The organism is Microbacterium sp. CH1, from assembly GCF_001595495.1.
Taxonomy (GTDB): Bacteria; Actinomycetota; Actinomycetes; order Actinomycetales; family Microbacteriaceae; genus Microbacterium.
In genome coordinates this window covers 161,895-187,766 of record NZ_LOSO01000004.1, presented here as the reverse complement: position 1 = coordinate 187,766, position 25,872 = coordinate 161,895, and the positions used below count along the sequence as shown (strand labels likewise).

The window sequence follows — 25,872 nt, the reverse complement described above, 5'->3', positions numbered from 1 at the left end:
CCTGACCTCGCGCGCCCGCCTGCTGCCGCGAGACCGCCTGTCCTGGCGTGCGGCGCGCGAAACCAGGCACACGCGCGGCATCAGGCCCGCGGGCAGGGGGTCGCCTGAAGCGGCGCGAGTGCCTGAATGCGCGGGGCGACTACTCGCCGACGTACCGCCAACCCCGGGAGCTCTCGGTGACCTCCCGGAATCCTGTCCATCGGGCCCGTTCCTGCGCGTCCTCGCCATCGACGACGACGAGGACGGCGTGCACGCCCCCGACCAGCAGCCACCGGCCGGCTTCTGCCAGGAGCACGCGCCGCACGATTGGGTCCTCGGCATCTTCATCGGACACCTCCGCCCGCACGGGGCCGACGGGGTGGCGCTCGGGGCGACCGACCGTGAGGTCCAGTTCGAGGTACCCGGTGTCGGCACCGTCGGTGCGTGCGACGAAACGGACCCCGCCGGGACCGAGCTCGCGGCGCACCGTGATCCCCTCGCTTCCGGCTCCCGCTCCCACGAGCTCGGTCGGCGTCGCCATCAGCACGACCTCGGTCGTTCCCGCATGCACGAACCCCGCCCTCGCGAAGGCTTCGCGCACGTGGGGCCAGGAATCGGGAATCCCGGTGACTCCCGGGAACGGGAGCTGTCCCTCTGCGTACACCGCCGCCACACGCCAACTCCGGAGCTGGACCACGCACGCGCGCAGGAGCACATCGAAGGCCGAAGGATCATCGGAGTCCGGAAAGGCCAGCGCGAACTGGATCAGCCCCGCGTCGCGATAGTCGTCGCTCACGCGGGTGTCGCCGGAGAACCGCTGCAGATGCGCCGCCGCGACGAGACGTTCGCGTTGCTCGACGACGATGGTCGCACGCTCAGTGACCCAGGGGTCGAGGACGTACTCGTCCGGCTGACGCTCGAGGGCGCTGAGAACGGTGTTGACCGAGACGCGGGCTCCCGGGATCACGGTCGAGAGGTGTGCGTTGACCAGGTCTGTGAGCTGGTCTCTGTCGTCGCGACGGAAGAATCGAGCGCGGGGTGGGTGTTGCATTGCGGGCCTCCAGTTGAATCAGGAAATGAAGGCCGCCACCGGGTGCGGTACAACCCCACGCTAACACGCTCACCACCATGCACCCGCGCCGCATCAGGCCACCGGGCAGAGTCGCGCCTGATCTCGCGCGAGCGCCTGGTGCGGCGGACCGGCTTCCGGCGCACCACGGGTTCCGGGAATGCGAAAGGGCACCCCTGTGAGGGTGCCCTCTCGTGTGCGTGGGGAGGATCACTCTCCCGCGGCGGCCTCCAGCTCCAGGAGCTTCTCGACGGCCGCGGTGAGGCGCTTGTCCGCCTCGCCGAACTTCTCCAGGTCGCCCTCGGCGAGAGCCGCCTGGCGGTCGAGCAGCGCCTGCTGCGCCTTCGCCAGGGCATCGGCCTGCTCGTCCGTCGGCGTCGGCGTGGTCGGCGTCTCGCCGGTGTCGGGATCGGTCGTACCCGGATCGGTGGGTTCGACCTCGTCGTCACCACCGGTCGCGCCGGAGTCGCCGCCGAACAGCGTGTCCAGCGCCTCGGTGAGCGTGTTCTCGAAGGCCACCCGGTCGCCGAAGGCGACGAGCACCTTCTGCAGACGTGGCAGCTGCGTGCCCTCGGACGACTGCACGTAGACCGGCTGGACGTAGAGCAGACCGCCACCGACGGGCAGGGTCAGCAGGTTGCCGTAGATGACCTCGGACTCCCCCTGCTGGAGCAGGTTGAGCTGCGGGACCACGGCCGTGTCGGAGTTGTACGTGTTCTGCACCTGACCGGGACCGGGCACGGTGGTGTCGGTGTCGATCTCGAGCATGCGCAGCTGCCCGTACCCCTCGGCCTTCACCCCCTTCTCGGCGCCGGCATCCGAGTCGACGGCGAGGTAGCCCATCAGCACGTCACGGCTGCCACCCGCGCCCTGGGAGGCCGGGATGAACGTGGAGAACATCGAGAACCGCGGTTCGTCCTGACCCGGCATCTGCATGGTCAGGTAGTACGGCGGCTGCAGCATCGCGTCGCTGCGCGGGTCGTTCGGCGTCTGCCAGCGGTTGTCCTGCTGGGCGAACGAGCCGGCCTTGTCGACGTGGTAGATGCCGAGGATGTCGCGCTGCACCTTGAACAGATCGGTCGGGTACCGGACGTGGCTCATGAGCTCGCCGGACATCTCGCTGATCGGCTTGAGGGTGGACGGGTAGACCTTCTGCCAGGTCTTCAGGACCGGGTCCTCCTCGTCCCAGGCGTACAGCGTGACCGAGCCGTCGTAGGCGTCGACCGTGGCCTTGACCGAGTTGCGGATGTAGTTGATGTCGTCGATCGCGAGCGACGGCGTCGGCACGTTCGAGTCGGCGATCGCGTCGGACAGGCTCACGCTCGTCGAGTACGGGTAGGTCGAGCTCGTCGTGTAGCCGTCCACGATCCAGACGATGCGGCCGTCCACGACGCTCGGGTACGGGTCGCTGTCGAGCTCGAGGTACGGCGCGACCTTCTGCACGCGGGTCTTCGGGTCGCGGTCGTAGAGGATCTGCGAGTCCTCGTTGACGAGGTTCGAGAACAGGATCTGCTCCGACTGGAACTTGAGCGCGTAGAGCAGCTTGGTGAAGCTGTCGCCGATCTTCGGCCCGCCGTTCCCGGTGAACGTCGTCTTCGTCTCGCTCGAACCGTCCTTACCGCGCGGGTAGTCGATCTCGACCGGGTCGGCCCCCTCGGGGGCGCCGACGATGGAGTACTCCGGGGAGTTCTCGCCGAAGTAGACCCGCGGCTCGAAGTCGCCCTGCTCAGACAGGAAGCCCGAGGTGGGGATGCCGCGCTCGAGGAAGACGGGCTCGCCGTCGGTCGTGCGCTGATTGCCCGCCGCGGCGACGAGGCCGTAGCCGTGCGTGTAGACCGCGACCCGGTTGTTCCAGTTGTCACCGTCGCCGAGGCCCGACATGTCGAGGTCGCGGACGGAGACGACGGTGTCCTGCTTCACGCCGTCGATCTCGTAGCGGTCGACGTCCATGGTCGTCTGGAACTGGTAGTAGCCGCGGTACTGCTCGAGCTGGCGGACCGTCGGCGGGATGACCTTCGGGTCCATGATGCGGATCGACGCGGTGGTCTCGGCGTCGGCGCGGAGCTGGCCCGCCTCGGCGTCGGTCTCGGCCTCGAAGGCCGTGGTCTCGAGGTCGGCGACGCCGTAGGCCTCCTTCGTGCCCTCGATGTTCCGCTGGTAGTACTCGGCCTGGTAGGCGTTCTGGTTCGGCTTCACCTGGAAGGTGGTGACCACCCAGGGGTAGCCGATGCCGATGACGAGGGAGGCCACGATCAGCAGCGCGGTCGCCGCGAGCGGGAAGCGCCAGCGGCCGATGACGGCGGTGACGAAGAAGAGGATGGCCACGACGGCGGCGATGATCGCGAGGATGCCGAGGCCGGGGATGGTCGCGTTGGCACCCGTGTAGGCGGCACCCGTGATGCGGTCGTCCGGCTCGACGAGCGTCTTGTAGCGGTCCAGCCACAGGCTCGCGGCCTGCACGAGCAGGTAGAGACCGGCGATGACCGCGAGCTGGATGCGGGCCGGCTTGGAGATGCGCAGCTCGCCCTGGCCGACGCGCACCGAGCCGTAGAGGTAGGACACGAGTGCGGTGACGAGGAGGCTGAGCAGCAGGACGGCCGAGACGAACGCGAGGAGGATCGAGTAGAACGGCATCGCGAACATGTAGAACCCGGTGTCGACCTTGAACTGCGGATCGACCTCACCGGTGGCGACGCCGTTGGCCCACAGCCAGACCGTCTTCCAGTTGCCGGCCGCCGCGAACCCCGCGAAGAGGCCGAAGAAGATGGGCATGCCCCACATCGCCAGGCGCCGCAGCGGCTCGATGACCTCCTGGTAGCGGTCGAGCTGCGAGCTCAGCCGGACGTAGACCGGGCGGAGCCGATACGCGAGCTGGATGACGACGAACAGCGGCACGGCCATGCCGAGGAAACCGACGACGAACATCACCGCCGTCGCGATCCACTGCGTGGTGAGCACGCCGGTGAACCCGACCTGGTCGAACCAGAGGAATTCGGTGTAGAGCGACGCGAAGACGAAGAACGCCGCGATGAGCGCGGCGATGATCACCAGGGAGATTCCGAGGATGCGTCGGGAGGTTCGAGGCGTGGCCGGGGGCTGGGCTGGGGTCGAGGTACCCCTCCATCCTAGGCACCGCTCGCTGTGGGCGGGCTGTCACACCGGTCACGGCGGGGTCACGACCCGCGCCGGTTCAGGTGGCCGGGATGTCGCAGGTCGGCAGCGCGTCGACGTCGCCGTCCTCGGCGATGACCTCCAGCGCCGCGAGCGATTCGTCGAGGGTCGCGGTGCGGATGACCTGCAGGCCGTCCGGCACGTGCCCCACGACCTCGTCGCAGTTCGCCTCCGGGGCGAGGAAGTAGTCCGCACCGGCGTCGCGGGCGCCGTAGAGCTTCTGGCGGATGCCTCCGATCGGCCCGACGGTCCCCTCGGCGTCGATCGTCCCCGTACCCGCGATCTCCTTGCCGCCGTTCAGCTCGCCCGGCGTCAGGGTGTCGATGATCCCGAGAGCGAACATCATCCCTGCGCTGGGGCCGCCGACGTTGTCGAGCTGGATCGTGACGTCGACCTCGAAGTCGTAGTCCGTGCGCAGCGTGATGCCGATCAGCCACGTCGTCGTGCCGTCCTGGGCCTGCTCCTCCGGCGTGATCTCCACGGTCTGCTCGTCGCCGTCGCGGCGCACCGTGAGCGCGACCGGATCGCCGCCCGCCTCCTGGATGGCCTCGCGCAGCGCGGTGGCCGAGGTCACGGGCGTGCCGTCGATCGCGGTGATCACGTCGTCCGCCTGGAGCAGACCGTCGGCCGGCGACCCCTCGACCGCATCGACCACGACGACCTCGGCTCCCGTGTCGTAGCCGAGCTCGTTCAGCGCGGCGGCCGTCGCCTCGTGCTGCGAGTCGACCATGAGCATCGCATTGCGCTCGTCCCGCTGCTCGGTGGTGACGCCCTCGGGGAAGACCGCGTCCAGCGGCACGACGGCCCGCGACGCGTCCATCCAGGCGAGGGCGAGCTCGAACCAGCTCGGCGTGCGCTCCCGGTTGCCGACGACCTGGACGGTGGTGAGGTCGAGCGTTCCGCCCGTCTCGTAGGTCTCCGTCCCCTCCACGCTGATGAGCGGGACCTGCTCGCCGTCCGCGTTCTTCGCGGTGCCGAGGGTGTCGTACACGGGACCGGGGCGCTGGATGACGTACGGCGAGGGCAGGAACGTGAGGACGGCGAGCGCCGCGAGCGCGACCACCAGCGCCCAGACCCCGAGTCCGAGCTTCCCTGCGCGCGGTCGTTCCACAGCAATCCTCCGTCGTTCGCGAGCGGCGTACAGCGATCTGCCCGCTTCGGGGTCGCGCACTGAAACCTGTGACTAGCGTAGATGCCACGGCTTCAGACGTGCTGAGAGGGCGAGCGACATGGCAGACAACGAACCGAACCCGGAGGACTTCCAGGAGTTCCTGCGACGGATGCTCTCGAACCAGGGCGGCGGCGACATCGACCCCGAGGCGCTGCGCGGCGCCTTCCAGGGGATGGACGGCTTCACGTTCGACCCGGCGATGATGCAGACGATCATGGCGCAGCTCCAGGGTGCCTTCGGCGGCGATCCGTGGGAGAACTCGCTCCGGCAGGCCCTCCACATCGCCAACCGCGAGGGCCAGGGCATCGCCGACGGCTCGCGATCCTCCCTCGCCGACTCCTTCGCTCTCGCGAACCTGTGGCTGGGCGAGGTGACCACCATCTCCGAACTCGCCGCTCCCCCGGTGGCGATGACACGCGGCGAGTGGGTCGAGAAGACGCTGCCGGTGTGGAAGGAGATCGCCGGCCCCGTCTCGACGAGCATCGCCGACGCCCTGACGGCCGCGCTCGACACCCAGGTCCCCGAGGAGATGCGCGGTGTCGTGCAGGGTGCGGGACGCCTGATGCGGGGCCTGGGCGGGTCCGTCTTCGCCGCCCAGTTCGGGCAGGTGCTCGGCAACCTCTCGCTCGAGGTCGTCTCCGGCGGCGACGTGGGCATCCCCGTGCTGCCGGCGGGCACGGCCGCCGTGATCCCGCAGAACCTGACGGCTTTCGGTGAGGGGCTCGAGATCCCCGAGGACCAGATCGCGCTCTACATCGCCACCCGCGAGCTCGCCTACGCCCGCCTGTACCGTCACGCCAAGTGGCTGCATCTGCACGTGATGGCGCAGATCACCGATTTCGCCCGCGGCGTGACGGTGGACGTCGACGCCCTGGAAGACGTGGCGAGCCGCCTCGATCCCTCGAACCCCGAGGAGCTGCGCGCGGCGATCGAGGGCGGCGCCCTCCTGCCCACGCAGACCGAGGCGCAGCGCGAGGCCCTCGCCCGCCTGGAGAACCTCATCGCGACCATTGACGGCTGGGTCGACGTGGTCACGGAGGAGGCCACCACCCGGCTGCCCGACGGCGGCAGGATCGCCGAGGCGGCCCGCCGCCGTCGCGCGGTCGGCGGCCCGGCGGAGGACGCCCTCGGCGCGCTCGTCGGGCTCAAGCTCCGCCCCCGGCGCATCCGCGAGGCATCGGCCATGTGGCGCGCGGTCACGGATGCCGTCGGCGTCGCCGCGCGGGATTCCCTGTGGGACTACCCCGACCTCATGCCCACCGCCGAGGACATCGACGACCCGACGGCGCTGATCGCACGTCTGCAGGCCGCCGAGCGCGGGGAGCAGCCCGAGGCGGACGAGTTCGACGAGGCGCTCGCGCGCCTGCTGGACGGCGACGACTTCTCCGGGGAGACGCCGGCCGAGGGCAGCGGCGAGGACGGCGACGACGACGCTCCGGAGGGCGAGCGCCCGGTCTGAGTCCGGTCATCGGGGGGCCGGGCACTCTCCCTCCCCGACCGGGCAGAGCCCGCCGATTTCTCCACCGATCCCTCGAACCGGCCTGCGGCGTCGCGCGGCTCCGCAGAATCGAGGGGTGCCGCTCACCCCGACGACCCTGACCCGTCTCGATCCCGCGTACCCGCTGCTCTGGCGCGATGGGACGACCCTCCAGATCGGCGACGACCCCGGCGTCCGGGTCCCGGCCTCCGCACCCTGGGTCGAACGGCTCCTCAGCCGCATGCGCCGAGGATTCCGGCGCAGCGCGTTCGACGTCATCGCGCACCGCGCGGGTGCACCGTGGTCCGAGGCACGACGGCTGCTGGCCGTCGTCGAACCCGCGTTGCAGGACGAGCCCGCTCCGCCGCGCGCCGCCCGCGTCTCCGCGCTCGGCCTCACCGACACGCGCGCGGAGGGGCGGCTGTGCGAGACGCTCGAGGACGAGGGAGTGCCGCTCGCGACGGCCGAGGAGCGGGGGTCGACGGCGGTCGCCGTCGTCCTCGTCCCCGGCGCGGCGGCCGCCGTGCAGTTCGCCCCGATGCTGCGCGCCGACCACCCGCACCTGCCCGTCGCGGTCGAGCCCGCGCGCATCACCGTGGGGCCGCTCGTGATCCCCGGGGTCACGCCGTGTCTGAGCTGCCGGGACGCCGAGGACACCGCTCGCGATCCGGCCTGGCCGCTCCTGCACGGTCAGCTCGTCGGCCGCGACCCCGGACGCCTCACGCTCGCCAGGGTGGCTGCCGCCGGGGCCGTCGCCGCGCATCTCCTGCGCGCGGCCGTTCCGGCGCGCATCGCCAGGGTCAGCGCGGACGGCGGGATCGCGTGGCGTTCGGTGCGGTTTCGCGCAGAATGCCTGTGCCGCGCGCCGTCGTGCCCATCTCCGCCAGGAACCGCGACGGCGCCCGCTCGCCGCGCCCCGCCGTCCGTGCCCACGACAGCTCCAGCGTGCGCGCAGCCCGCGTGACCCCGACGTAGGCCAGACGCCGTTCCTCGTCGACGGCCTCGAACGTCGTGGCGTAGGAGATCGGCAGAGAGCCCTCCGCCCATCCGGCCAGGTACACGTGCGGCCATTCCAGGCCCTTCGCGGCATGCAGCGTCGACAGCGTCACCGTCCGCATCGTCGGCTCGTGCTGATCCTTCGCGCGGGCCATGAGCTCGTCGCTGAAGGACCGCAGAGTCGTCTCCGGCCCCGCCTCCTCCGCGAGACGGAGGATGGCACGCCGCGCCTCCCACCCGTCGCGCTGGGCTCCCCCGGCCGCCGGAGGCTCCTCGGTGAGCCCCAGTTCGCGCAGCACCCGTCGCACCCCGGGCAGGAATCCGTGCTCGGTCGGCGCCACCGCCGCCGCACGGAGCGCGAGGATCGCCTGCCGCACCTCCGGCATGGCGAAGAACCGCGTGCCGCCGAGCACCGAGGTGGCGATGCCCTCGGCGGCGAGCGCCTGCTGGAGCACCGCGGACTGCGCATGGGCGCGATACAGCACGGCGATCTCCGCCGGGGACGCGCCCCCGGCGATCCGGGCCGCGACGCCGGCGGCGATGCCCGCGGCCTCCTCGGCCTCCGTGTCGTACGCGGTGACCGTCGGCGGCTCCGCCGTGAACTGCTCCCGGGCCGGGACCAGCTCCAGCGCGCCGGGCCTGCCGTGCATCAAGGCGTTCGCCGCCGTCAGGATGGGGGCCTGGGACCGGTAGTTCGTCTCGAGACGGATGACGGTCGCGTCCGGGTGCCGCCGCTCGAACTCGAGGAGGAAGCGCTGCTCCGCCCCGGCGAACGAGTAGATCGTCTGGCTGGCGTCGCCGACCACGCAGATGTCGTGCCGATCGCCCAGCCAGAGCTCCAGGAGCCGGTTCTGGAGCGGCGACACGTCCTGGAACTCGTCGACGGTGAAGTGCCGGTACTGCTCGTGGACGGCGGCCGCGACCCGGGGCTCGGTCTCCAGCATCCCCGCGCAGGCGAGCAGCACGTCCTCGAAGTCGAGTTGATGACGCTCGTCCTTGAGCGCCTCATAGCCGCGCATCAGCTCCACGAGCTGCGTGGGGTCGATCCCGCTGATCGGGCGACCGAGCTCGGCGTACCGGTCGATCGAGATCATCGAGACCTTCCGCCACTCGATCTCCGCGGCGATGTCGCGCAGGGTCGCCGTGCTCGGACGCAGGCGGATGGCATCGGCGGCCTGGCCCAGCAGGCGCACCTTGTTGTCGATGATCGACGGCGCGGGCGCACCGGCCAGGGTGGGCCAGAAGAAGTTGAGCTGTGCGAGGGCCGCCGCGTGGAAGGTGCGGGCGGCGACGCCCTCGACCCCGAGCGCACGCAGGCGGCCGCGGAGCTCGCCGGCGGCCTTCGCGGTGAACGTGACCGCCATCACGCGCGACGGCGAGTAGGCACCCGTGTCCACCCCGTGCGCGATGCGATGCGTGATGACCCTGGTCTTGCCCGTCCCGGCCCCCGCGAGCACCGCCACCGGGCCCCGCAGGACCGAGGCCGCCGCTCGCTGCCGCTCGTCGAGGGCATCGAGTGCGCTCACGGGCGCTCCTCGAACCAGTCGACGATGAGGGCCCGCGCGATCGAGGCCGGCCCCGGGAGTCCGACCGGACCGTTCCCCGCGAGCGCGGAGCCGATCTCCGTCCGCGTGAACCACCGGACGTCGATGATCTCCTCGCCGTCCGGGCGCGCCGCCGCGTCGTCCTCGACGACCGCCCGGAAGCCGACCATGAGCGACCGCGGGAACGGCCACGGCTGCGAGGAGACGTAGCGGAGGGCCGACAGCCGCACGCCGGACTCCTCCTCGATCTCCCGGTGCACGGTGGCTTCAAGGGACTCGCCCGCCTCGGTGAAACCCGCGAAGCAGGAGTACATGCGTCCGCCCCAGTTGGCGTTGGCGCCGAGCAGCAGCCGCTCGCCGTCCGCGCTCTCGACGGCGACGATCACGGCGGGATCGGTCCGCGGGAAGTGTTCGCGCCCGCACACCAGGCACCGTCGAGACCAGCCCGCGGTGCGCAGCTCCGTCCCTCCGCCGCAGGTGGGGCAGAACGGGGCGTCGCGGAGCCAGCCGGCCAGGGCGACGGCGGCGACCAGGACCTCGGACTCCCCCGCGTCCAGGCGCCCGCCGAGGTCGCGGAGCCCGAGCCAGATCTCGTCGGGCGCGGTGTCGAGCGCATCGGTCTCCGGCGGCAGCGCGGCGAGCAGGAGCGCCGCGCCGTCGGCATCCCGGCCGAGCAGCGCCCATGTCCCGTCCGCGACCTCGTCCGCGGAGACGCGCAGCAGCGCGGAGGCCGCCACGCGCACACGTCCCTCCCGGACGACGACGACGCGCGAGCCCGCGTCGTCGCGCAGACGCTCGAGCACGCCCTCCTCCTCGCGGAGTTCGGCGGCGCGGTCGAAGAACGGGCGCGGAATGCTCATCGACTCCCCCTTTCACGGGCGTGGCGGAGGCGGGACCGCCCCTGAGCCGACCTACCCTGGGGGCATGGGACGCTCTCCATTCACTCTAGCCGCGGCGGTGACGGCCGCACTTCCCGGCGCGGAGGTCACGGGCACCCGGGCGCTCACTGCGGACGGCGACGGGCGCTTCGACTCCGCCGTCGCCTCGCTCGCCGACGGCCGGGAACTCGCGATCCGCGTCGCAGACGACGATGACGCGGCGCGGGAGCTGGCGGCGGAGGCCCTGGCGCTGCGCGCCCTCACCGACGGTGCGCGTGCCATGCTGCCGTTCCGCGCCCCCGGCTACATCGGCGAGACCAGGGTGGGCGAAGGGCGTGCGCTCGTGACCGAGCTGCTCCCCGGCTTCCAGATCGAGGCGTCGATGGTGCCCGCCGGACGCGGCGCGGCGGAGTCCATGGGAGCCGCGATCGCCGCCGTGCACGGGCTGCCGACGTCGGTCGTCCGCGGCGCCGGGCTCGTGATGCGCAGCGCCGAGGAGAGCCGCGCCGAACTGGAGCGGCTCGTCGACACCGCGGCCGCCACCGGACGCGTCCCTGCCCGCCTCACCGTGCGGTGGCGGGATGCCGTCGCCGACGACGACCTCTGGCGCTTCGAGTCGACCGTCGTGCTCGGCGGCGCGCAGGCGACGTCCTTCCTCTTCGACGACCACCCCGAGCGCGGCCCCGAGGTCACCGGCGTGATCGGCTGGCACGGTCTCGCGGTCGGCGATCCGGCACTCGATCTCTCCTGGCTGTCCGCGGCTCCCGACGCGGCGGCCGACGTGCACGGCGCCTACGCCCGTGCCATGGACCGCACCCCCGATGCCGGGCTCGAGGTCCGCGCGCGTCTGCTCGCCGAGCTGGAGTTCGCGCGCTGGCTCGTCCACGGCGACGCGCTGCGGCGCGAGGACATCGTGGAGGACGCCGCGGCGCTGCTCGAGGCTCTCGCCGACGGCCTCCGTCATGACGACCTCGGCGTGCCCGGCGATCGACGCTCGGACGTGGACTCCGCGATGGACGCGCTCGACCGCGTGCCGGTGGCGGCCGCCCCCGAGGTGGACACCTCGATGCAGACCGACGCCTACAACCCCGAAGAGCTCTGGGCGGCGGAGGCGGACGACGCCGACCGCGACGCCCCGGCGGCGTCGTCGACGGACGCGGAGGAGCCCGCGAATGCACCGTCACAGCCGGACGCGGAACGGCGCGCCGCGGCGGCGAGCATCGAGACCGAAGACCTCTCCGGCGTCGCCCACGCGTTCGCCGAGACGCGCGGGAGCGGACGAGCTGAGTACTCCGCCCCCTCGCCCTCACCCGCAGCCGACGACGACTCCGAGGAGGCTCAGCGCGCGGCGCGGGCGGCGCTCCAGCGCTGGAAGAGTTCCTCCTCCGAGTAGACGCGATCCCCGCGGATGACGAGGTCGTCGGCCACGTAGTACAGCGCCACGTCGATCTCCTCCAGCGGGACACCGAACCGTCGGTGGTACGCGAGCCGATAGAGGGCGAGCTGCAGCATGCGCTCCTCGCGCTCCTGCGGCGTCCGCGGCGCCCGCCCGGTCTTCCAGTCCACGATCTCGATCCGTCCGCCGCGGTCGGCGCGTCGGTACACCGCATCGAGCTTGCAGATCACGATGTGCGCGTCCGTGGCGCCGGCACCCGCCCCCGGAAGGCCGGCGCCCAGCGCGAAGTCGATCTCGATCTCCACGGCGAGGGGCTGCAGCGGCCCCCACTCGCTCCGCTCGAAGGTCTCCTGCAGCGCCGCGAGGTCGGCGGCATCCGCCGCTGCCCCTGACCCCGGAGCGCCCGGTACGCTGTCGCCCTCGGGCTCGTCCTCGTCGATCTCCCAGAGCGCCTCATCGACCCGGGTCCCGACACCGACGAGCTCGGAGCGCTGCTCCACCCACGCGTGGAACAGGGTCCCCAGACGGGTCTGGCGGTACGGACGCTCCGGCATCGGACGCACGAGCGAGGACAGGGTGCCGGTGTAATCCGTGACGTAGTCCTTGAACCGGGAGGCGGGAACGCGGGTGGGAGCCTCCGCGTCCGTTCCGCGCTGGCGAGCCGCCCGCTCGTCGAGGAGCCGGCGCAGCTCCTCCGTCGGAATGACGGCGTCGTCCCGCAGCGCCTCCTCGACCATCGCGGCCGCGGCGGTCACCACGGCACGCCGCCCCCCGAGGGGATCGAGCGGCCAGTGGAGCGTGGCGCCGGGACCGTCGTACGGGTTCTCGTCGGGATCGACCGGCGGGATCTCGTCGTGGCCGAGGACGTCGATGGCCTCGAGGAGGTACGGGCTCGGTGTGCGCGGCGCCTTCTGGCCCGCCCAGTGGGCTCCGCTGAGCAGAAGATCGCTCTTGGCGCGGGTGATCGCCACATAGGCGAGGCGACGCTCCTCCTGGCGCTGATACTCCCGGTAGGCGTCCTTGAAGCGCTTGAGCGCGCCACCGTACGGATTCGCCTTCGTCACACCGCCCGACAGCGACGCCTGGGCGCGCTTCTGCCGCGTGCCAGGGTCGGTCTCCCCCTCCATCGCCTCCTCCGGATCCCAGACGAAGCGCGGGAGCGCATCCCGGTCTCCGCGCAGCGCGAAGGGAACGACGCCGAAGCCGAACCAGCCGGAGGTGTCGGACACGCGTCCCGGCAGCTCGTCGACGACGAGGCGCACGACCGCGACCGCGTCCCACTCCAAGCCCTTCGACCCGTGGATCGTGAGCAGTTGCACGACGCCGGGTTCCGGCGGCTCCGGACGCGGCATCAGCTCGTCGGTGCTCTCGGCCTTGTCGAGCCAGGCGAGGAGACTGCCGATCGTGCCGCGCTCGTCGGCGGCGAGGAACGCGCGCACCTCGTCGGCGAACGCCCGCAGCTGGGTGGCCGCGACGCGCGCGGGGCCTCGGGTCTCGTTGGCGGCGAGCTCGATGTCCAGCCGCAGTTCCAGCTCGATGAGCCGGATGAGCTCCGGGATGGGCTGGGACGACGCGCGACGCAGACGCTCCAGCATCTCCCCTGCCGCGCGGATCCGGGCGCGTCCCTCCGGCGTGATCGCCTCCAGCAGGCGATAGTCGTCCCGGACCGCGCGCACGATGTCGACCGCGTCCACGATGGAGACGGCCTCATCGGCACCGCGGGAGGAGCGGAGCCGCGCCCTGACCTCCTCGGGCAGGGGCATGAGGGCGGTGTCGCGCTCCGCGAGTGCGCGCCCCAGCTCGTAGAGCGCCGCCATGTCCGCCACCCCGACGCCGAAGCGCGGGCCGGTGAGGAGCCGGATCAGCGCCGAGCCCGCCGTCGGATCGTGCACCACCCGCAGCGTCGAGACCACATCGACGACCTCGGGCGTGGCCAGCAGGCCGCCCAGGCCGAGGATGCGGTGCGGGATGCCCCGCGCGGCGAGCGCGCCGGCGAAGGTCTGCATGTGGCGCTTGGACCGGAACAGGATGGCGCCGGTGTGCGGGGAGGCCGAGGTCGCCTCGTGGGCGGCGCGGCGTTCGGCGAACCAGGCCGCGACCTCGGCGGCCTCGTCGTCGACGGTGAAGGGATAGCGCACGGCGACCGTGCCCTCCCCCGCGCCCGGCCGCGGCTCCAGCGGCGGCACATCGAGTCCGGGGCGCTGCAGAGGCTCGAGCACCCGGTTGGCGACGTCGAGGATCCTCCGATCGTTGCGCCAGCTCGTCATGAGGCTGTAGGTGCGCACGCCGCCTGCGCTCGAGAACGACCGGGGGAACGCGTAGAGGTTGTCGGCGCTGGCACCGCGCCAGCCGTAGATCGACTGGTGCGGATCGCCGACGGCCATGACGGCCGTGTCGCGGAACAGCTCCGCGAGGAAGCGCGTCTGGATCACCGAGGTGTCCTGATACTCGTCGAGCAGCACCACGCGGTGCTGCTCTCGGAGCTCGGCGCGGACGTCCGGCGCGGACTCGACGATGTCGTACGCGCCGGAGACCTGGTCGGCGAAGTCGAGCACGCCGCGGCGGTCCTTCTCGGCGATGTAGTCCCGCACGAGGCGGGTCAGGGTCGGGAGGGTACGCAGGTTGACCGCCGCCTTCTCGACGTCGGCGTGGGAGCGGTAGGGCTCGAACGCCGCGGCCTGCGCCGCGGCGAGGCGCTCCGCCTCCGCGAGGTCGACGCGGTGGTCGAGGGCCTCGCCGGCGAGCCGCTGCACGGCGTCGATGACCGTCCCCAGGGCGTAGTCGACCTCCTCCAGCTCCGGCAGGTCGCTGCGGAGCACGACCTCCCGCGCCAGCATCCAGGAGGCCGCCTGGCTCAGCATCGCCACATCCGGATCCCGGCCGATGCGGGCGGCGTGCTCGCGCACGATGCCGTCCGCGAAGGCGTTGTAGGTCGACACGCGCGGGCGGATGAGGAGGTCGTCGGCGGTGCGGACCGCCGGCTCTCCGCCCGTGCCGTGCTGCCGGGCGAGGTCGTCGAGGACCTGCGCGCGCACGAGCTCCCGCTGGCGCCCCGGCGCGGCGTCCGCCACCCGGCGCAGCGCTCCTCCGGCGACGATCTCCGGGAGGTGCGGGAGCAGACCCCGCCGCCCGTACTCGTCGACGACGGCGAGGCGGGCGCCGATGCGCTCCGCCAGCTCCCCCGCCGCCTTGCGCGTGAACGTGAGTCCGAGGACCTCGTCCCGGCGGACGAGCCCGTTCGCGACGAGCCAGACGACCCGGGCCGACATGGTCTCCGTCTTGCCGCTGCCGGCTCCGGCGACGACGAGGGCGGGCTCGAGCGGGGCCTCGATCACCTGCTGCTGGGCGGGCGTCGGGGTCGGGAGTCCGAGCGCGGCGGCGATATCGGTCGCCGAGAGCACGGCGTCCGCGGGTCCTGCGGTCATGCGCTCACCGCCGGCACGGTGTGGATGCGGCACGGATGCACCCGGCGCTGGGTGTCGGCGCAGTGCGCCTCGACCTGAGCCGTGAAGCTCGCCGCCGACATGCCGCGGGCGACCTCCGCGACCCGGCGCAGGAACTGCGATCGGGCCTCGGCGTCCAGGGCGTGCTGGTGCGCGACGCGGTAGTCGCTCTTGGCCAGCGTCTTCGAGACGATGACGAGCCGCGCGCCCCCGAGCGAGCCCGGCGCGGCACCGGGCACGAGACCCTCCTGCACCGCGATCTGATACGCCGCGAGCTGGGCGTGCTGGACGACGCCGCCGTCCGACTCCGGATCGGTCTTCCCGGTCTTGAGGTCGACGACCACCGTGGTCCCCTCCGGCCCGCCGGCCATCGTCTGCCACCCGCGGCCGCGCGCCGGGCCGTGTTCGCCGGCACCGGGCGGGTACGCCTCGACCCGGTCGATGTAGCCGTGCACGATGGCACGGTGCCCGCGGTCCTCTCCCACCGGGTGCACCGTGGGCTCGGCGGTCGCACCGGACACGTCGACGGCGAACCGGAACTCCACCTCGCTGCCGAGGACGCGCCCGCCGTCTCTTCTCACCTCGCCGAGGTAGCTGTGCAGCCGGTCGACGAACAGGTCGGCGCGGCGGCGCTCCTTGCGTCCGATCCACGCCGTCTCGAAGTCGAGTTCCGGCCAGTGCTCCTCGACGATCTCCCGCATGCGCGCGAGATCGCCGTCCGGTACGCGCTCCATCGCCTCGTGGACGATCGTGCCGATGCCGGCCGTCGGCGGCATGACCGTATCGCCCCCGAGGGCCGAGACGACCCAGTTGAGCCCGCACTCCTCATACGACTCCACGGCCGAGGGCGACACCCGTGCGCCGTTCGCGGCGAGATCGCGGAGCGGTGCCGCGGTCGACGGCGCCGTCACTCCGTACCAGTCGTGCGGATGCGCACCGGGCACCCCCTCCCTGGCCAGGACGGCGAGCTGGGCGGCGGCCTCGCGCCGCGCCGGCTCGGCGGGGGCCGTGGTGAGCACGCGACGGTGCCGCGCGACGAGCCCGCGCAGCGTGAGGGGGTGTTCCGCGGAGGCATGGCGCTCCGGCGGCTCGGGCGGCGGCAGGAATCCGAAGAACGCGCTGGGCGACAGGTCGTCGTCGTCCACGGCGGTGATGAGCAGTCGATGGCGCGCCCGGGAGAGCGCCCGCACGAACAGGCGCAGCTCGTCGTGCAGAGCGGCGCGACGCCGGTCGAGCACGCCGGGCACCTCCGCCGGCAGGCCAGAGCGCGCCGCGATCAGCGCGTCGGCGAGCCGCCAGGTCTGGAGCAGCCCGCCCCGCAGCCGCACGTTGGGCCACACGCCGTCCTGCACCCCGGCGACGACCACGGCGTCGAACTCCGTGCCGAGCGCTGTGGCCGGCGTGAGCAGCGTCACCGTGCCCGGCCGCTCGGGCGACGACAGCGTGTCCTCCGGCACCTCGCTGTCGAGGATGTCGCGCACGAACACCTCGGGACGCTCGTTCGGGGTGCGCTCGACGAAGCGCTTGGCCGCGTCGAAGAGGGCCACGAGGGCGTCGAGCGACCGCGCCGTCTCGGCGCCGGTGGGCAGCAGCGAGATCTCCCGCCACGCGACGTGCAGCCGCCGCCCGTCGACGGCCCTGGCCTGCTCCCAGATGCGCCACAGGAGGTCGTGGATCGTCTCGCCCTCCGCCGCCGCACGGGCGACGCCGGCGACCGTCTCGGCGAAGCGCTCGGCGGTCCGCGACTCCGGCGCATCGATGAGCGTGAGGGTGGCCGGCGCCGACATCGCCGCGCGCAGCAGCTCGCGCGCCGGGGTCGACCCGCCCTGCCCGAGCTCGAGGTGGCGGAGCCGCGCGCGCAGCCGCCGCAGCGCGATCGCATCCATGCCGCCGAACGGTGTGCGCAGCGCCTCCTCCCAGGCCTGCACCGTGCGCTCGTCGTCCGGGGTCAGCGCGAGCCGGACGATGCCGACGATGTCGCGCACGATCCCCTCGCTGCCGAGCGGGCGCTGCACACCGGCGGCCCTCGTCGGGATCTCGCGCGCGGCGAGCTCGGTCTCGAGGGCTGTGACCTGACGGGTGTCATGGGCGATGACCGCCATCCGCTCCCACGGGATCCCGGCGCGAAGATGCCAGTCGCGCATGACCCCGGCGATGCGGTCGAACTCCTCGTAGGGCGACGGGGCGAGGAAGGTCGACACCTCGGCCTCGTCGTCCTCCGCCGCGGGCGCCGGCGCCCGCCGGTGCTCGACCCGTCCTGACGCCCCGATCGCCTGCGTCACCGTGCGCGTCAGTGCGGTCAGCAGGGGGCGCTGCCGGTGCGCGCCGTCGAGCACGTGCACGGTGCCGAGCGCGCCGGTGAGCTGCGCGAATAGCTCGGGACTGGCACCGCGGAAGGCACCGGAGGAGATGTCGGGATCGCCGAACGCCTGCACTGCGACGCCCCGCTCCCGGAGCGCGCGCACCACGCCGATCCCGCCGCGCGTGAGCTCCTGGGCGTCGTCGATGAGCACCACCCGCAGGGGTGCGAGCGGCCCGAGAGTGGCGCCGTCAGCGGTGCGGAGGATCCCCGCCGCCTCGCTGAGGAGGTCGGCGGTGTCACGGTGCGCGGCCCGCAGGGCGTCGAGCACCGCGCGGTACTCCTCCACGAAGTCGGCGGCCGCCGTCCACACCGCGTCGCCCGTGGCGCGCAGCTCCGCCGGGCTTGCCCCCAGCTCCGTGCACTCCGCGAGGAAGGCGCGCAGCTCGGAGCGGAAGCCCTTCGAGGCGCGGACGGGCTCGCTGAGCGCCGGCGGCCAGGAGATGCGGGCGTCCTCGGCATCTCCGGCCAGCAGTTCGGCGATGATGCGATCCTGGTCGGCGCCGGTGAGCAGCGCCGGCGGCTCGGCCCCTTCGCGGACCATCGCCCCCCGGACCAGCTGGAACGCGAACGACCCGAGCGAGCGTGCCAGTGGCCCTGGCGTCGCCTGGCCGATGCGCACGCCGATGCGGTCGCGCAGCGCGGTGGCCGCCTGCCGGCTCGGGGTGAGCGCCAGCACCTCCTCCGGACGCAGCCCCTCGACCTCGAGGAGCTGCACGACCCGGTCGACGAGCGTGCGCGTCTTACCCGTGCCGGGGGCGCCGATCACGACGCCGGACGCGGTCGGCGGCGCCGTGATCACAGCTCGCTGCGCGGCATCCGACATCATCCCTCCACGCTATCGGGAGGCGCGGACATCGGCGTCGAGGGCGGGGCTCCTCGCAGGTTGTGCGCTCAGGGCGAAACGGCCCCCGTCACCGGTCTCCGCCACCGGCTGCGCGATAGAGTTGGGCGAGTCCGACGACCTGCAAGGAGCACCCGTGGAAATCCGCATCGGCATCATCAACACCGGCCGCGAGCTGAGCTTCGACACCGCTGCCACGGCGGACGAGGTCCGCACCCAGGTCTCCGCGGCACTCGAGCAGAGCGCCTCGCACCTGAGCTTCGCCGACGTGAAGGGCAACTCCTACATCGTGCCGACCGCGAACCTCGCCTACATCGAGCTGGGCACCGAGGAGTCGCGTCGCGTGGGCTTCGTCGCCTGACCCGCGCATGTACATCCTCCTCGCCCTCGTCGGCGCCTGCGTGCTCGGGATCGCCGCGCACTTCCTGATCGGCGGTCGCGAGCTGCGGGGCGTCGCCCTCGCCCCGGCGATCGCGACGGCCGTCTCGGCGATCGTCTACACGAGCATGCAATGGGCCGGCGTGGGCGAGGACAGCGTCTGGCTATGGCTCGCGAGCATCCTCGGCGCGGTGGTCGTCGCGGCGCTGGCGACCGCGGCTCTCACCGCAGGGCGTCGACGCGGCGACGCGCAAAGGCGAGTCGCGCTCGGGATCTGACCTAGGACGCGAGGCCCATCGCATCCATGCGGCGGGCGTGCGCTCCCATGAGCTCGGTGTACACCGGCTCGATGCGGGCCTCCTCCACGGCGAGGAGCTCCGGCCGCAGGGCCGCACGGCAGACGAGGATCGTGTCTCCCACGAGGCGCCGTGCCCACATGGACAGCAGCGAGCGCCACTCCTCGTCGCTCTCGATCGTCTCCTGGATGATCGCGACGATCTCGTGTCGCGCATCGTCCTCGCGCAGGATCTCGGCGACCCGCCGCCCCGTCTCGCCGTAGCTCGAGGCGAGGGCGAGGTAGAAGTCGTCGAGCATGCCCGCCGTGATGTAGACCGCGAGCAGGGTCTCGCGCGGGCGCGCCCCGATGGTCTTGCGCCGGAACGCGTCCAGGTGCTCGCGGAACGGGAGCATGAGCTGCGTCGGGTCCTGGCCGCGTGCCGCGATGATGTCGACGATGCCCCGGTGCTTGGTGAGCGCGGCACCGGCGGCCCGGGACAGCGACTCCTTCTCGGCCAGCTCGGGAGTCGCACGGATGAGCCGCGTCAGCGTCTCGAAGTACCCGAGCTGGAGGTAGGCCGCCTGGCCGAGGAACCGGTCGAGCTCGGGCGCCAGCTCCGCGAAGTCGACACGCGTCGCATCGCTCTGCTCGCCGCGGCTTCGCAGCGCCAGGGTGCGTCGCGGCGCGGCATCGCGCTGCCAGAACCACTTAACCACGAGGTGTTCCTCCCGAGTCGGCCACGTCGTTCACAATACTCGGGCGACGGCGCCCTCCCTTTCCGGAGCCACCCCTCCGGTAGGCTGGGCGTGTCCCCGCCGTCGGAGCGGGGCCCCGCGCCTGTGGCACACGAGACGGCGTGGCTCCGTTTACGAGGCGATCGCGAGGTCGCCGGACAGGCATCTGAACACAGTGACAAGTTTCGCCGAACTCGGCATCGATCAGGACATCGTCGACGCACTGGCAGCGAAGGGCATCGTCGATGCCTTCCCGATCCAGGAGCAGACCATTCCCCTCGGCCTCCCCGGCCAGGACATCATCGGGCAGGCCAAGACCGGTACCGGCAAGACGTTCGGCTTCGGCATCCCGGTCGTGCAGCGACTCGGGAAAGACCCGGAGCCGGGCGTCAAGGCCCTCATCGTCGTCCCCACCCGCGAGCTCGCAGTGCAGGTCTACGAGGACATCGACCTCCTCACGAGCAACCGCTCCACGAGCGTCGTCGCCATCTACGGCGGCAAGGCCTACGAGGGGCAGATCGATCAGCTCAAGGCCGGCGCGCAGATCGTCGTCGGCACGCCGGGTCGTCTCATCGACCTCGCCGGCCAGCGCCTGCTCGATCTCTCGAACGCGACCGAGGTCGTGCTCGACGAGGCCGACAAGATGCTCGATCTCGGCTTCCTCGCCGACATCGAGAAGATCTTCCAGAAGGTGCCGGCGGTGCGGCACACCCAGCTGTTCTCCGCGACCATGCCCGGCCCGATCGTCGCGCTCGCGCGGCGGTTCATGACCAACCCCATCCACATCCGCGCGAACGACCCGGACGAGGGTCTGACGCAGGCGAACATCAAGCACCTCGTCTACCGCGCGCACTCGCTCGACAAGGACGAGGTCATCGCGCGCATCCTGCAGGCCGAGGGGCGCGGCAAGACCGTGATCTTCACGCGGACCAAGCGCGCGGCCCAGCGCCTCGTCGACGAGCTCACCGACCGCGGCTTCAACGTGGGCGGCGTGCACGGCGACATGGGCCAGGACCAGCGTGAGCGCTCCATGGCCGCGTTCAAGGCCGGCAAGAAGGACGTGCTCGTGGCGACGGATGTGGCCGCGCGCGGTATCGATGTGGACGACGTCACGCACGTCATCAACCACACGATCCCCGACGAGGAGAAGACCTACCTGCACCGCGCCGGACGCACCGGCCGCGCGGGGAAGACCGGCATCGCCGTCACGTTCGTCGACTGGGAGGACCTGCACAAGTGGGCCCTCATCAACCGCGCCCTCGAGTTCGGCCAGCCCGAGCCCATCGAGACATACTCCTCGAGCCCGCACCTCTACACCGACCTCGACATCCCCGAGGGGACGAAGGGCCGGCTCGTGAGCGCGCCGAAGAAGGAGGCGGTCAAGACCGAGCGCTCCCGCCGCCCGGAGCGCGCTGCCGACGCCGCCGCTGAAGGGACCGGGGAGGGCGGCACGCGCCGCCGTCGCCGCCGCCGCACGGGTTCCACGCCCGTCGGCTCGACCTTCGCCGAAGGGGCGGCCGAGGGCGGGTCCGCCGAGGGCTCGACCGCGCAGGCCGCCGACCGGGGCGCCGAGGGCGCCGGCACGCACGACGGCGCCGGCAAGGAGCACCACGACGGCAAGCCCGCTCCCGCGCGGCGCCGGCGCCGTCGTCGCGGCGGCTCCGGCACCGGAGCGGCACCCGTCACGGGCGCCTGATCCGCATCATCGTCGTCCGAGGGGCGCCGCACGGTCTTCCGTGCGGCGCCCCTCGTTCTGCAGGAGCGCGGCCGGGACCTGCGGCGGGTAGACCCAGGCGACGAGCACGACCGAGATGATCATCAGCAGGAACCAGGAGCTGAGCTTGCTCAGCGACACCGGCTGCCATCCCTCCGCCTGGTCCGGGTAGGCCCAGGCGCCCGCCCACGTGCCGATGTTCTCGGCGAGGTAGATGAACACCGCGACGCCGGCGAACACGACCAGGAGCGGAAGGCGAATGGTGCGGCGCCACACGCGCGCGTGCAGGATCGTGGGCAGCCAGAGCACGACCACGGCGGCGAGGAGCACCCACCGCGCGTCCCACCACCAGTGGTGGGTGAAGAAGTTGACGTAGATCGCCGCGGCCAGCACGGCCGTCATCCACCGCCGCGGATAGCGGGTGAACCCGAGGTCGAACAGCCGGTACACCCGCACCATGTACGAGCCGACCGCGGCATACATGAAGCCGCTGAACAGCGGGACGCCGCCGATGCGCAGGATGCCGTCCGCGGCGTACGCCCAGGAGCCGACGTCGGTCTTGAACAGCTCCATCGCGGTCCCCGTGATGTGGAAGAGCACGATCACCCAGAGCTCCCGTCCGCTCTCCAGCCGGAACACGAGCATCGCCACCTGGATCAGGACGGCCGCGATCGTCAGGGCGTCGTTGCGGGCGAGCGCCGCGTCGTCGGGATACCAGAGGCGGGCCGCGATGATCACCACCAGGAGCGCCGCGCCGAACACGCACGCCCACGCCTGCTTGAGCACGAACACGACGAACTCGGCGAGTCCGGCGCGGAAGCCCGTCGTCGGCACCGCGCGGAGGAGACGGCGGGCGGCCGCATCGACGCGGCGCTCCAGGGAGGTGGCACGTTGCATGCCTCGGACCGTAGCGGTCGGTGTCGACAGAACGCCGGGAGACCGCCGACAGTCCGCCGGGCTCAGGGACGCCGCGGCGGGGTGCCCGTGGCGCGGTCGATGATGCGGGCCACCATGGCCTCCGCGGTGGTGTTCTCCCCCGGCACGTTGGGCTTGCCCGTGCCGTGGTAGTCACTGGACCCGGTGACGATGAGGTCGTGTCGTTCCGCGAGCTCGCGAAGGAGCCGCTTGCCGGCGGCCGTGTTCTCTCGGTGGTCCACCTCGAACCCGGCCAGCCCCGCGTCGAGCAGCCGCTCGATGTACGGCATCGGCATCATCCGATCACGGCCCGCCGTCACGGGATGCGCGATGATCGCCACGCCTCCCGCCTCGGTGAGCAGTCGCACGGCGGTCAGCGGGTCCGGCGCGTAGTGGGGCTCGTAATAGCCCTCCCGCGGGTGCAGGATGCCGTCGAAGGCCTCCCCCCGATCGCGCACGATGCCGCGGGCCACCAGGGCATCGGCGATGTGGGGACGGCCGACCGTCGCGTCGAGCGTCGTCTGGGCGAGGACGTCGTCCCAGTGCAGGTCGTAGTCGCGGCCGATGTTGCGGACGATGCGCTCCGCGCGCCCGATCCGGTCGTTCCGGATCCGGTCGGTCTCGGCCCGCAACGCCGCATCCTCCGGATCGAAGAGGTAGCCGAGCACGTGCACGCTGCGCCATTCGTGCTTGGCGGAGAGCTCCATGCCCGGGAGGAAGGTCATGCCCAGGGCGACGGCGGCGTCGCCGGCCTCCGCCCAGCCGGTGGTGCGGTCGTGATCCGTGAGCGCCGCGGTCCGCACCCCGTGCCGATGCGCCTGTCTCATGACCTCGGCGGGCGTCTCGGTGCCGTCGGAGTGGTTGGAATGCAGGTGCAGGTCGGCGGGACCGGCGGGCGGAACGGGCATCCTCCGAGCGTACCGAGCGCCGACGCGCGTGGCGCGGAATCCCGGACACCGATCGCGGCGACGAGCCGGTCCTGAGGCAGGGACTTCACAGGCGGCGCTTCTAGGCTGGACGAGATGTTTCGACTCCTGGGGATCCTGCTGACCGTCCTGTTCGCGATCGCGACGGCGGTCGTCGTGTGGCCGCAGTTCTTCCGCCTCGAGCAGACCTACCCGTTCGCTCAGCTCGTCGCCGCCCGCGGCCTCGTGCTCGGCGGCTTCCTGGTCATCGCGGTGCTGGCGCTGCTGCTCCTGCTCGCCCGGCCGTTGCGGGGCTTCGCGGCGTCCATCCTGATCGTCGCGCTGCTCGGTGCCGCCGCGACCGGGGTGATCGGGGCGACGCGGGGGTTCGGCGTGGCCGCCCTCCCCGCGCGGACCGACACGAGCCTGCGGGTGCTCACCTGGAACACGGCGGGCGAAGCCGTCTCCGCCGAGCAGATCGCCCAGGAGATCCTGGAGCAGGAAGCCGACGTGGTGGCGCTGCCCGAGACCACCGAGGAGGTCGGCGAGCGGATCGCGCTCATGCTGCGCGAGCAGGGGCATCCGATGTGGGTGCACCACGTGCAGTTCCGCCCGGACGTGGAGGACGGTCCGCAGTCGTGGCAGACCACCGTGCTCGTGGCTCCGGAGCTCGGCGAGTACTCCGTCATCGAGTCGTCCAAGGACGGGAGCAACAACACCGGATCCGTGCCCAGCGCCGTGCTCATGCCCATCGACGGCGATGGCCCCACGATCGTCGCCGTGCATGCCGTCGCGCCGCGCATGGAGGAGATGCAGCAGTGGCAGAGCGACCTGCAGTGGATCGCCGACCAGTGCCCCGCAGGTGACTTCATCCTCGCCGGCGACTTCAACGCGACCGTGGATCACATGGCCTCCCTCGGCATCGACGGCGGCGACGTCGGGTACTGCCGCGACGTCGCCTCCCGGACCGGCAACGGGATGTCCGGCACCTGGCCGAGCTCGTTCCCCGCCCTCGCCGGCGCTCCCATCGACCACGTGATGGCGTCGGCCAACTGGCGCCCGACGGGCTCCGCCGTGCTCGACGACGCCGGGGGCAGCGATCATCGCGCCCTCATCGTGCAGCTCGAGCCGGCCGGCTGATCACGCCGGGGGCCTCCAGGTGAGAGACTGGACGGATGAGCACCGGAGAAAACGACACGATCGCTGACGAGACCGTCGAAGCCCCCGTCGAGAACAGCTCGACCAACCGCAAGCAGCCCTTCCCGCAGGGCTTCCTCGACACCATCTCCACCGGCTGGGCCGAGCGTCCGGAGACGCTGCCCGCGCCGCGCGCCCAGGCTCCGTACGCCGAGCGCCGCCGCGCCGCCGTCTCGGCCGCGTTCCCCGGCAAGCGCCTCGTGATCCCCGCCGGCTCGCTCAAGCAGCGCAGCAACGACACCGACTACGTCTTCCGCGCGCACTCCGCCTTCGCGCACCTCACCGGCTGGGCCTCCGACGCGGAGCCGGACTCGGTGCTCGTCTTCGAGCCGACGTCCGACGGACACGACATCACCCTGTACTTCCGCGAGCGCGCCGACCGCACCACGACCGAGTTCTACGCCGACGCCACCGTCGGCGAGTTCTGGATCGGCCCGCGCCCGTCGCTGGCCGGCGTCGCCGCCGACCTTCAGGTGGCCACGGCGCACCTGCACGAGTTCGCCCCGGTCGACGGCGAGCTCGTCCTCGACGAGGACGAGGCCCTCACGCGTTTCGTCTCCGAGCTGCGCCTCATCAAGGACGACTTCGAGATCGCCGAGATGCGCCGGGCCGTGGCGATCACGGCGCAGGGCTTCGACGACATCATCCGTGAGCTCCCGGCCGCGGTCGCGCACGCCCGGGGCGAGCGCGTCGTCGAGGGCGTCTTCCACCGCCGCGCCCGCGAGGACGGCAACGGCGAGGGCTACGACACGATCGCCGCGTCCGGGCCGCACGCGTGCTACCTGCACTGGACGCGCAACGACGGCACGGTCGTGCCGGGAGACCTCATCCTCGTCGACGCGGGCGTGGAGGCGGACAGCCTCTACACCGCCGACATCACCCGCACGCTGCCGGTGTCCGGGACCTTCACGGACGTGCAGCGCCGCGTCTACGAGACCGTGCGTGAGGCCGCCGACGCGGCTTTCGCGGCGGCGAAGGTCGGTGTCCGCTTCCGTGACGTGCACGCCGCGGCGATGGCCGTGATCGCCGAGCGCACCGCGGAGTGGGGCTTGCTCCCGGTCACCGCCGAGGAGGCCCTGGACGCGGACAAGGGCGGCCAGCACCGGCGCTACATGGTGCACGGCACGTCGCACCACCTCGGCATCGACGTGCACGACTGCGCGCAGGCGCGCCGCGAGATGTACTACGACGGCATCCTCACGCCGGGCATGGTCTTCACCATCGAGCCGGGGCTGTACTTCCAGATCGACGATCTCACGGTGCCCGCCGAGCTGCGCGGCATCGGCGTCCGGATCGAGGACGACATCCTGATGACCGAGGACGGCCCGGTCAACCTCTCCGCGGACATCCCGCGCACGGCCGACGAGGTCGAGGCCTGGATGGCGCGCCTGCAGGGCTGACGACGGGAGGGAGCGGGGCCGCGGC

At 72.2% G+C, this 25,872-nt stretch carries 17 protein-coding genes; 7 read left to right on the top strand and 10 right to left on the bottom strand.

Annotated features, from left to right (window positions below; genetic code table 11):
- Positions 1 to 139: 139 nt before the first annotated feature.
- The 3 genes from AUV07_RS02860 to AUV07_RS02850 form a co-directional block, all read right to left on the bottom strand.
- Entirely contained in the window at positions 140 to 1,030 is an 891-nt protein-coding gene (locus tag AUV07_RS02860; protein WP_062633700.1) for a hypothetical protein, read from the bottom strand.
- A 228-nt stretch (positions 1,031 to 1,258) separates the two neighbouring features.
- A complete protein-coding gene (locus AUV07_RS02855) occupies positions 1,259 to 4,105 on the bottom strand; it encodes a UPF0182 family membrane protein (protein WP_231868183.1) in 2,847 nt (948 codons plus the stop codon).
- 133 nt (positions 4,106 to 4,238) lie between these two features.
- A complete protein-coding gene (locus tag AUV07_RS02850) occupies positions 4,239 to 5,330 on the bottom strand; it encodes a YlbL family protein (protein WP_082802825.1) in 1,092 nt (363 codons plus the stop codon).
- Between the two features lie 118 nt (positions 5,331 to 5,448).
- On the opposite strand from AUV07_RS02850, the gene AUV07_RS02845 reads away from it, so the two are divergent.
- Positions 5,449 to 6,849, top strand: a complete 1,401-nt coding sequence (locus tag AUV07_RS02845) for a zinc-dependent metalloprotease (protein ID WP_062633695.1) — start codon at positions 5,449 to 5,451, stop codon at positions 6,847 to 6,849.
- Between the two features lie 818 nt (positions 6,850 to 7,667).
- On the opposite strand, the gene AUV07_RS02840 is transcribed toward AUV07_RS02845, so the two are convergent.
- Entirely contained in the window at positions 7,668 to 9,389 is a 1,722-nt protein-coding gene (locus AUV07_RS02840) for an ATP-dependent helicase (protein WP_062633693.1), read from the bottom strand.
- Positions 9,386 to 10,267, bottom strand: coding sequence for an NAD(+) diphosphatase (nudC, locus tag AUV07_RS02835; RefSeq protein ID WP_062633691.1), 882 nt, complete (start codon positions 10,265 to 10,267; stop codon positions 9,386 to 9,388). The genes AUV07_RS02840 and nudC overlap by 4 nt, the downstream gene beginning before the upstream one ends.
- 64 nt (positions 10,268 to 10,331) lie before the next feature.
- Between nudC and AUV07_RS02830 the strand changes: the two genes are divergently transcribed.
- Complete coding sequence (locus AUV07_RS02830) at positions 10,332 to 11,678, top strand: hypothetical protein (RefSeq protein ID WP_231868177.1); 1,347 nt, start codon at positions 10,332 to 10,334, stop codon at positions 11,676 to 11,678.
- Here the strand turns inward: AUV07_RS02830 and AUV07_RS02825 are convergent.
- Both AUV07_RS02825 and AUV07_RS02820 read right to left on the bottom strand, forming a co-directional pair.
- A complete protein-coding gene (locus AUV07_RS02825; RefSeq protein ID WP_062633687.1) occupies positions 11,624 to 15,106 on the bottom strand; it encodes an ATP-dependent DNA helicase in 3,483 nt (1,160 codons plus the stop codon). The two genes, AUV07_RS02830 and AUV07_RS02825, sit on opposite strands and share 55 nt — an antisense overlap.
- Positions 15,103 to 18,312: an ATP-dependent helicase gene (locus AUV07_RS02820; RefSeq protein WP_062633685.1), complete on the bottom strand. Its 3,210-nt coding sequence runs from the start codon at positions 18,310 to 18,312 to the stop codon at positions 15,103 to 15,105. Before AUV07_RS02820 ends, AUV07_RS02825 begins: the two co-directional genes overlap by 4 nt.
- A 151-nt stretch (positions 18,313 to 18,463) precedes the next feature.
- Here AUV07_RS02820 and AUV07_RS02815 point away from each other — a divergent pair, with 151 nt between their 5' ends.
- Both AUV07_RS02815 and AUV07_RS02810 read left to right on the top strand, forming a co-directional pair.
- Positions 18,464 to 18,688 carry a DUF3107 domain-containing protein gene (locus tag AUV07_RS02815; RefSeq protein WP_025102974.1) on the top strand — a complete coding sequence of 75 codons (225 nt, stop codon included), beginning with the start codon at positions 18,464 to 18,466 and terminating at the stop codon, positions 18,686 to 18,688.
- Between the two features lie 7 nt (positions 18,689 to 18,695).
- Complete coding sequence (locus tag AUV07_RS02810) at positions 18,696 to 18,983, top strand: hypothetical protein (protein ID WP_062633683.1); 288 nt, start codon at positions 18,696 to 18,698, stop codon at positions 18,981 to 18,983.
- Position 18,984: 1 nt separating this feature from the next.
- Here AUV07_RS02810 and AUV07_RS02805 read toward each other — a convergent pair whose 3' ends face one another.
- On the bottom strand, positions 18,985 to 19,698 hold the full coding sequence (locus AUV07_RS02805; protein WP_060923156.1) for a ferritin-like fold-containing protein: 714 nt from the start codon (positions 19,696 to 19,698) through the stop codon (positions 18,985 to 18,987).
- A 193-nt stretch (positions 19,699 to 19,891) separates the two neighbouring features.
- Between AUV07_RS02805 and AUV07_RS02800 the strand changes: the two genes are divergently transcribed.
- Positions 19,892 to 21,412, top strand: a complete 1,521-nt coding sequence (locus tag AUV07_RS02800; protein ID WP_062633681.1) for a DEAD/DEAH box helicase — start codon at positions 19,892 to 19,894, stop codon at positions 21,410 to 21,412.
- 6 nt (positions 21,413 to 21,418) lie between these two features.
- Here the strand turns inward: AUV07_RS02800 and AUV07_RS02795 are convergent, their stop codons facing one another.
- Positions 21,419 to 22,327 carry a DUF817 domain-containing protein gene (locus AUV07_RS02795; RefSeq protein WP_062633678.1) on the bottom strand — a complete coding sequence of 303 codons (909 nt, stop codon included), beginning with the start codon at positions 22,325 to 22,327 and terminating at the stop codon, positions 21,419 to 21,421.
- Positions 22,328 to 22,389: 62 nt separating this feature from the next.
- Positions 22,390 to 23,253, bottom strand: coding sequence for a PHP domain-containing protein (locus tag AUV07_RS02790; RefSeq protein WP_062633676.1), 864 nt, complete (start codon positions 23,251 to 23,253; stop codon positions 22,390 to 22,392).
- 114 nt (positions 23,254 to 23,367) lie between these two features.
- On the opposite strand from AUV07_RS02790, the gene AUV07_RS02785 reads away from it, so the two are divergent.
- A complete protein-coding gene (locus AUV07_RS02785; RefSeq protein WP_062633674.1) occupies positions 23,368 to 24,390 on the top strand; it encodes an endonuclease/exonuclease/phosphatase family protein in 1,023 nt (340 codons plus the stop codon).
- A gap of 35 nt (positions 24,391 to 24,425) precedes the next feature.
- On the top strand, positions 24,426 to 25,847 hold the full coding sequence (locus tag AUV07_RS02780) for an aminopeptidase P family protein (protein WP_062633672.1): 1,422 nt from the start codon (positions 24,426 to 24,428) through the stop codon (positions 25,845 to 25,847).
- Positions 25,848 to 25,872: the final 25 nt, after the last annotated feature.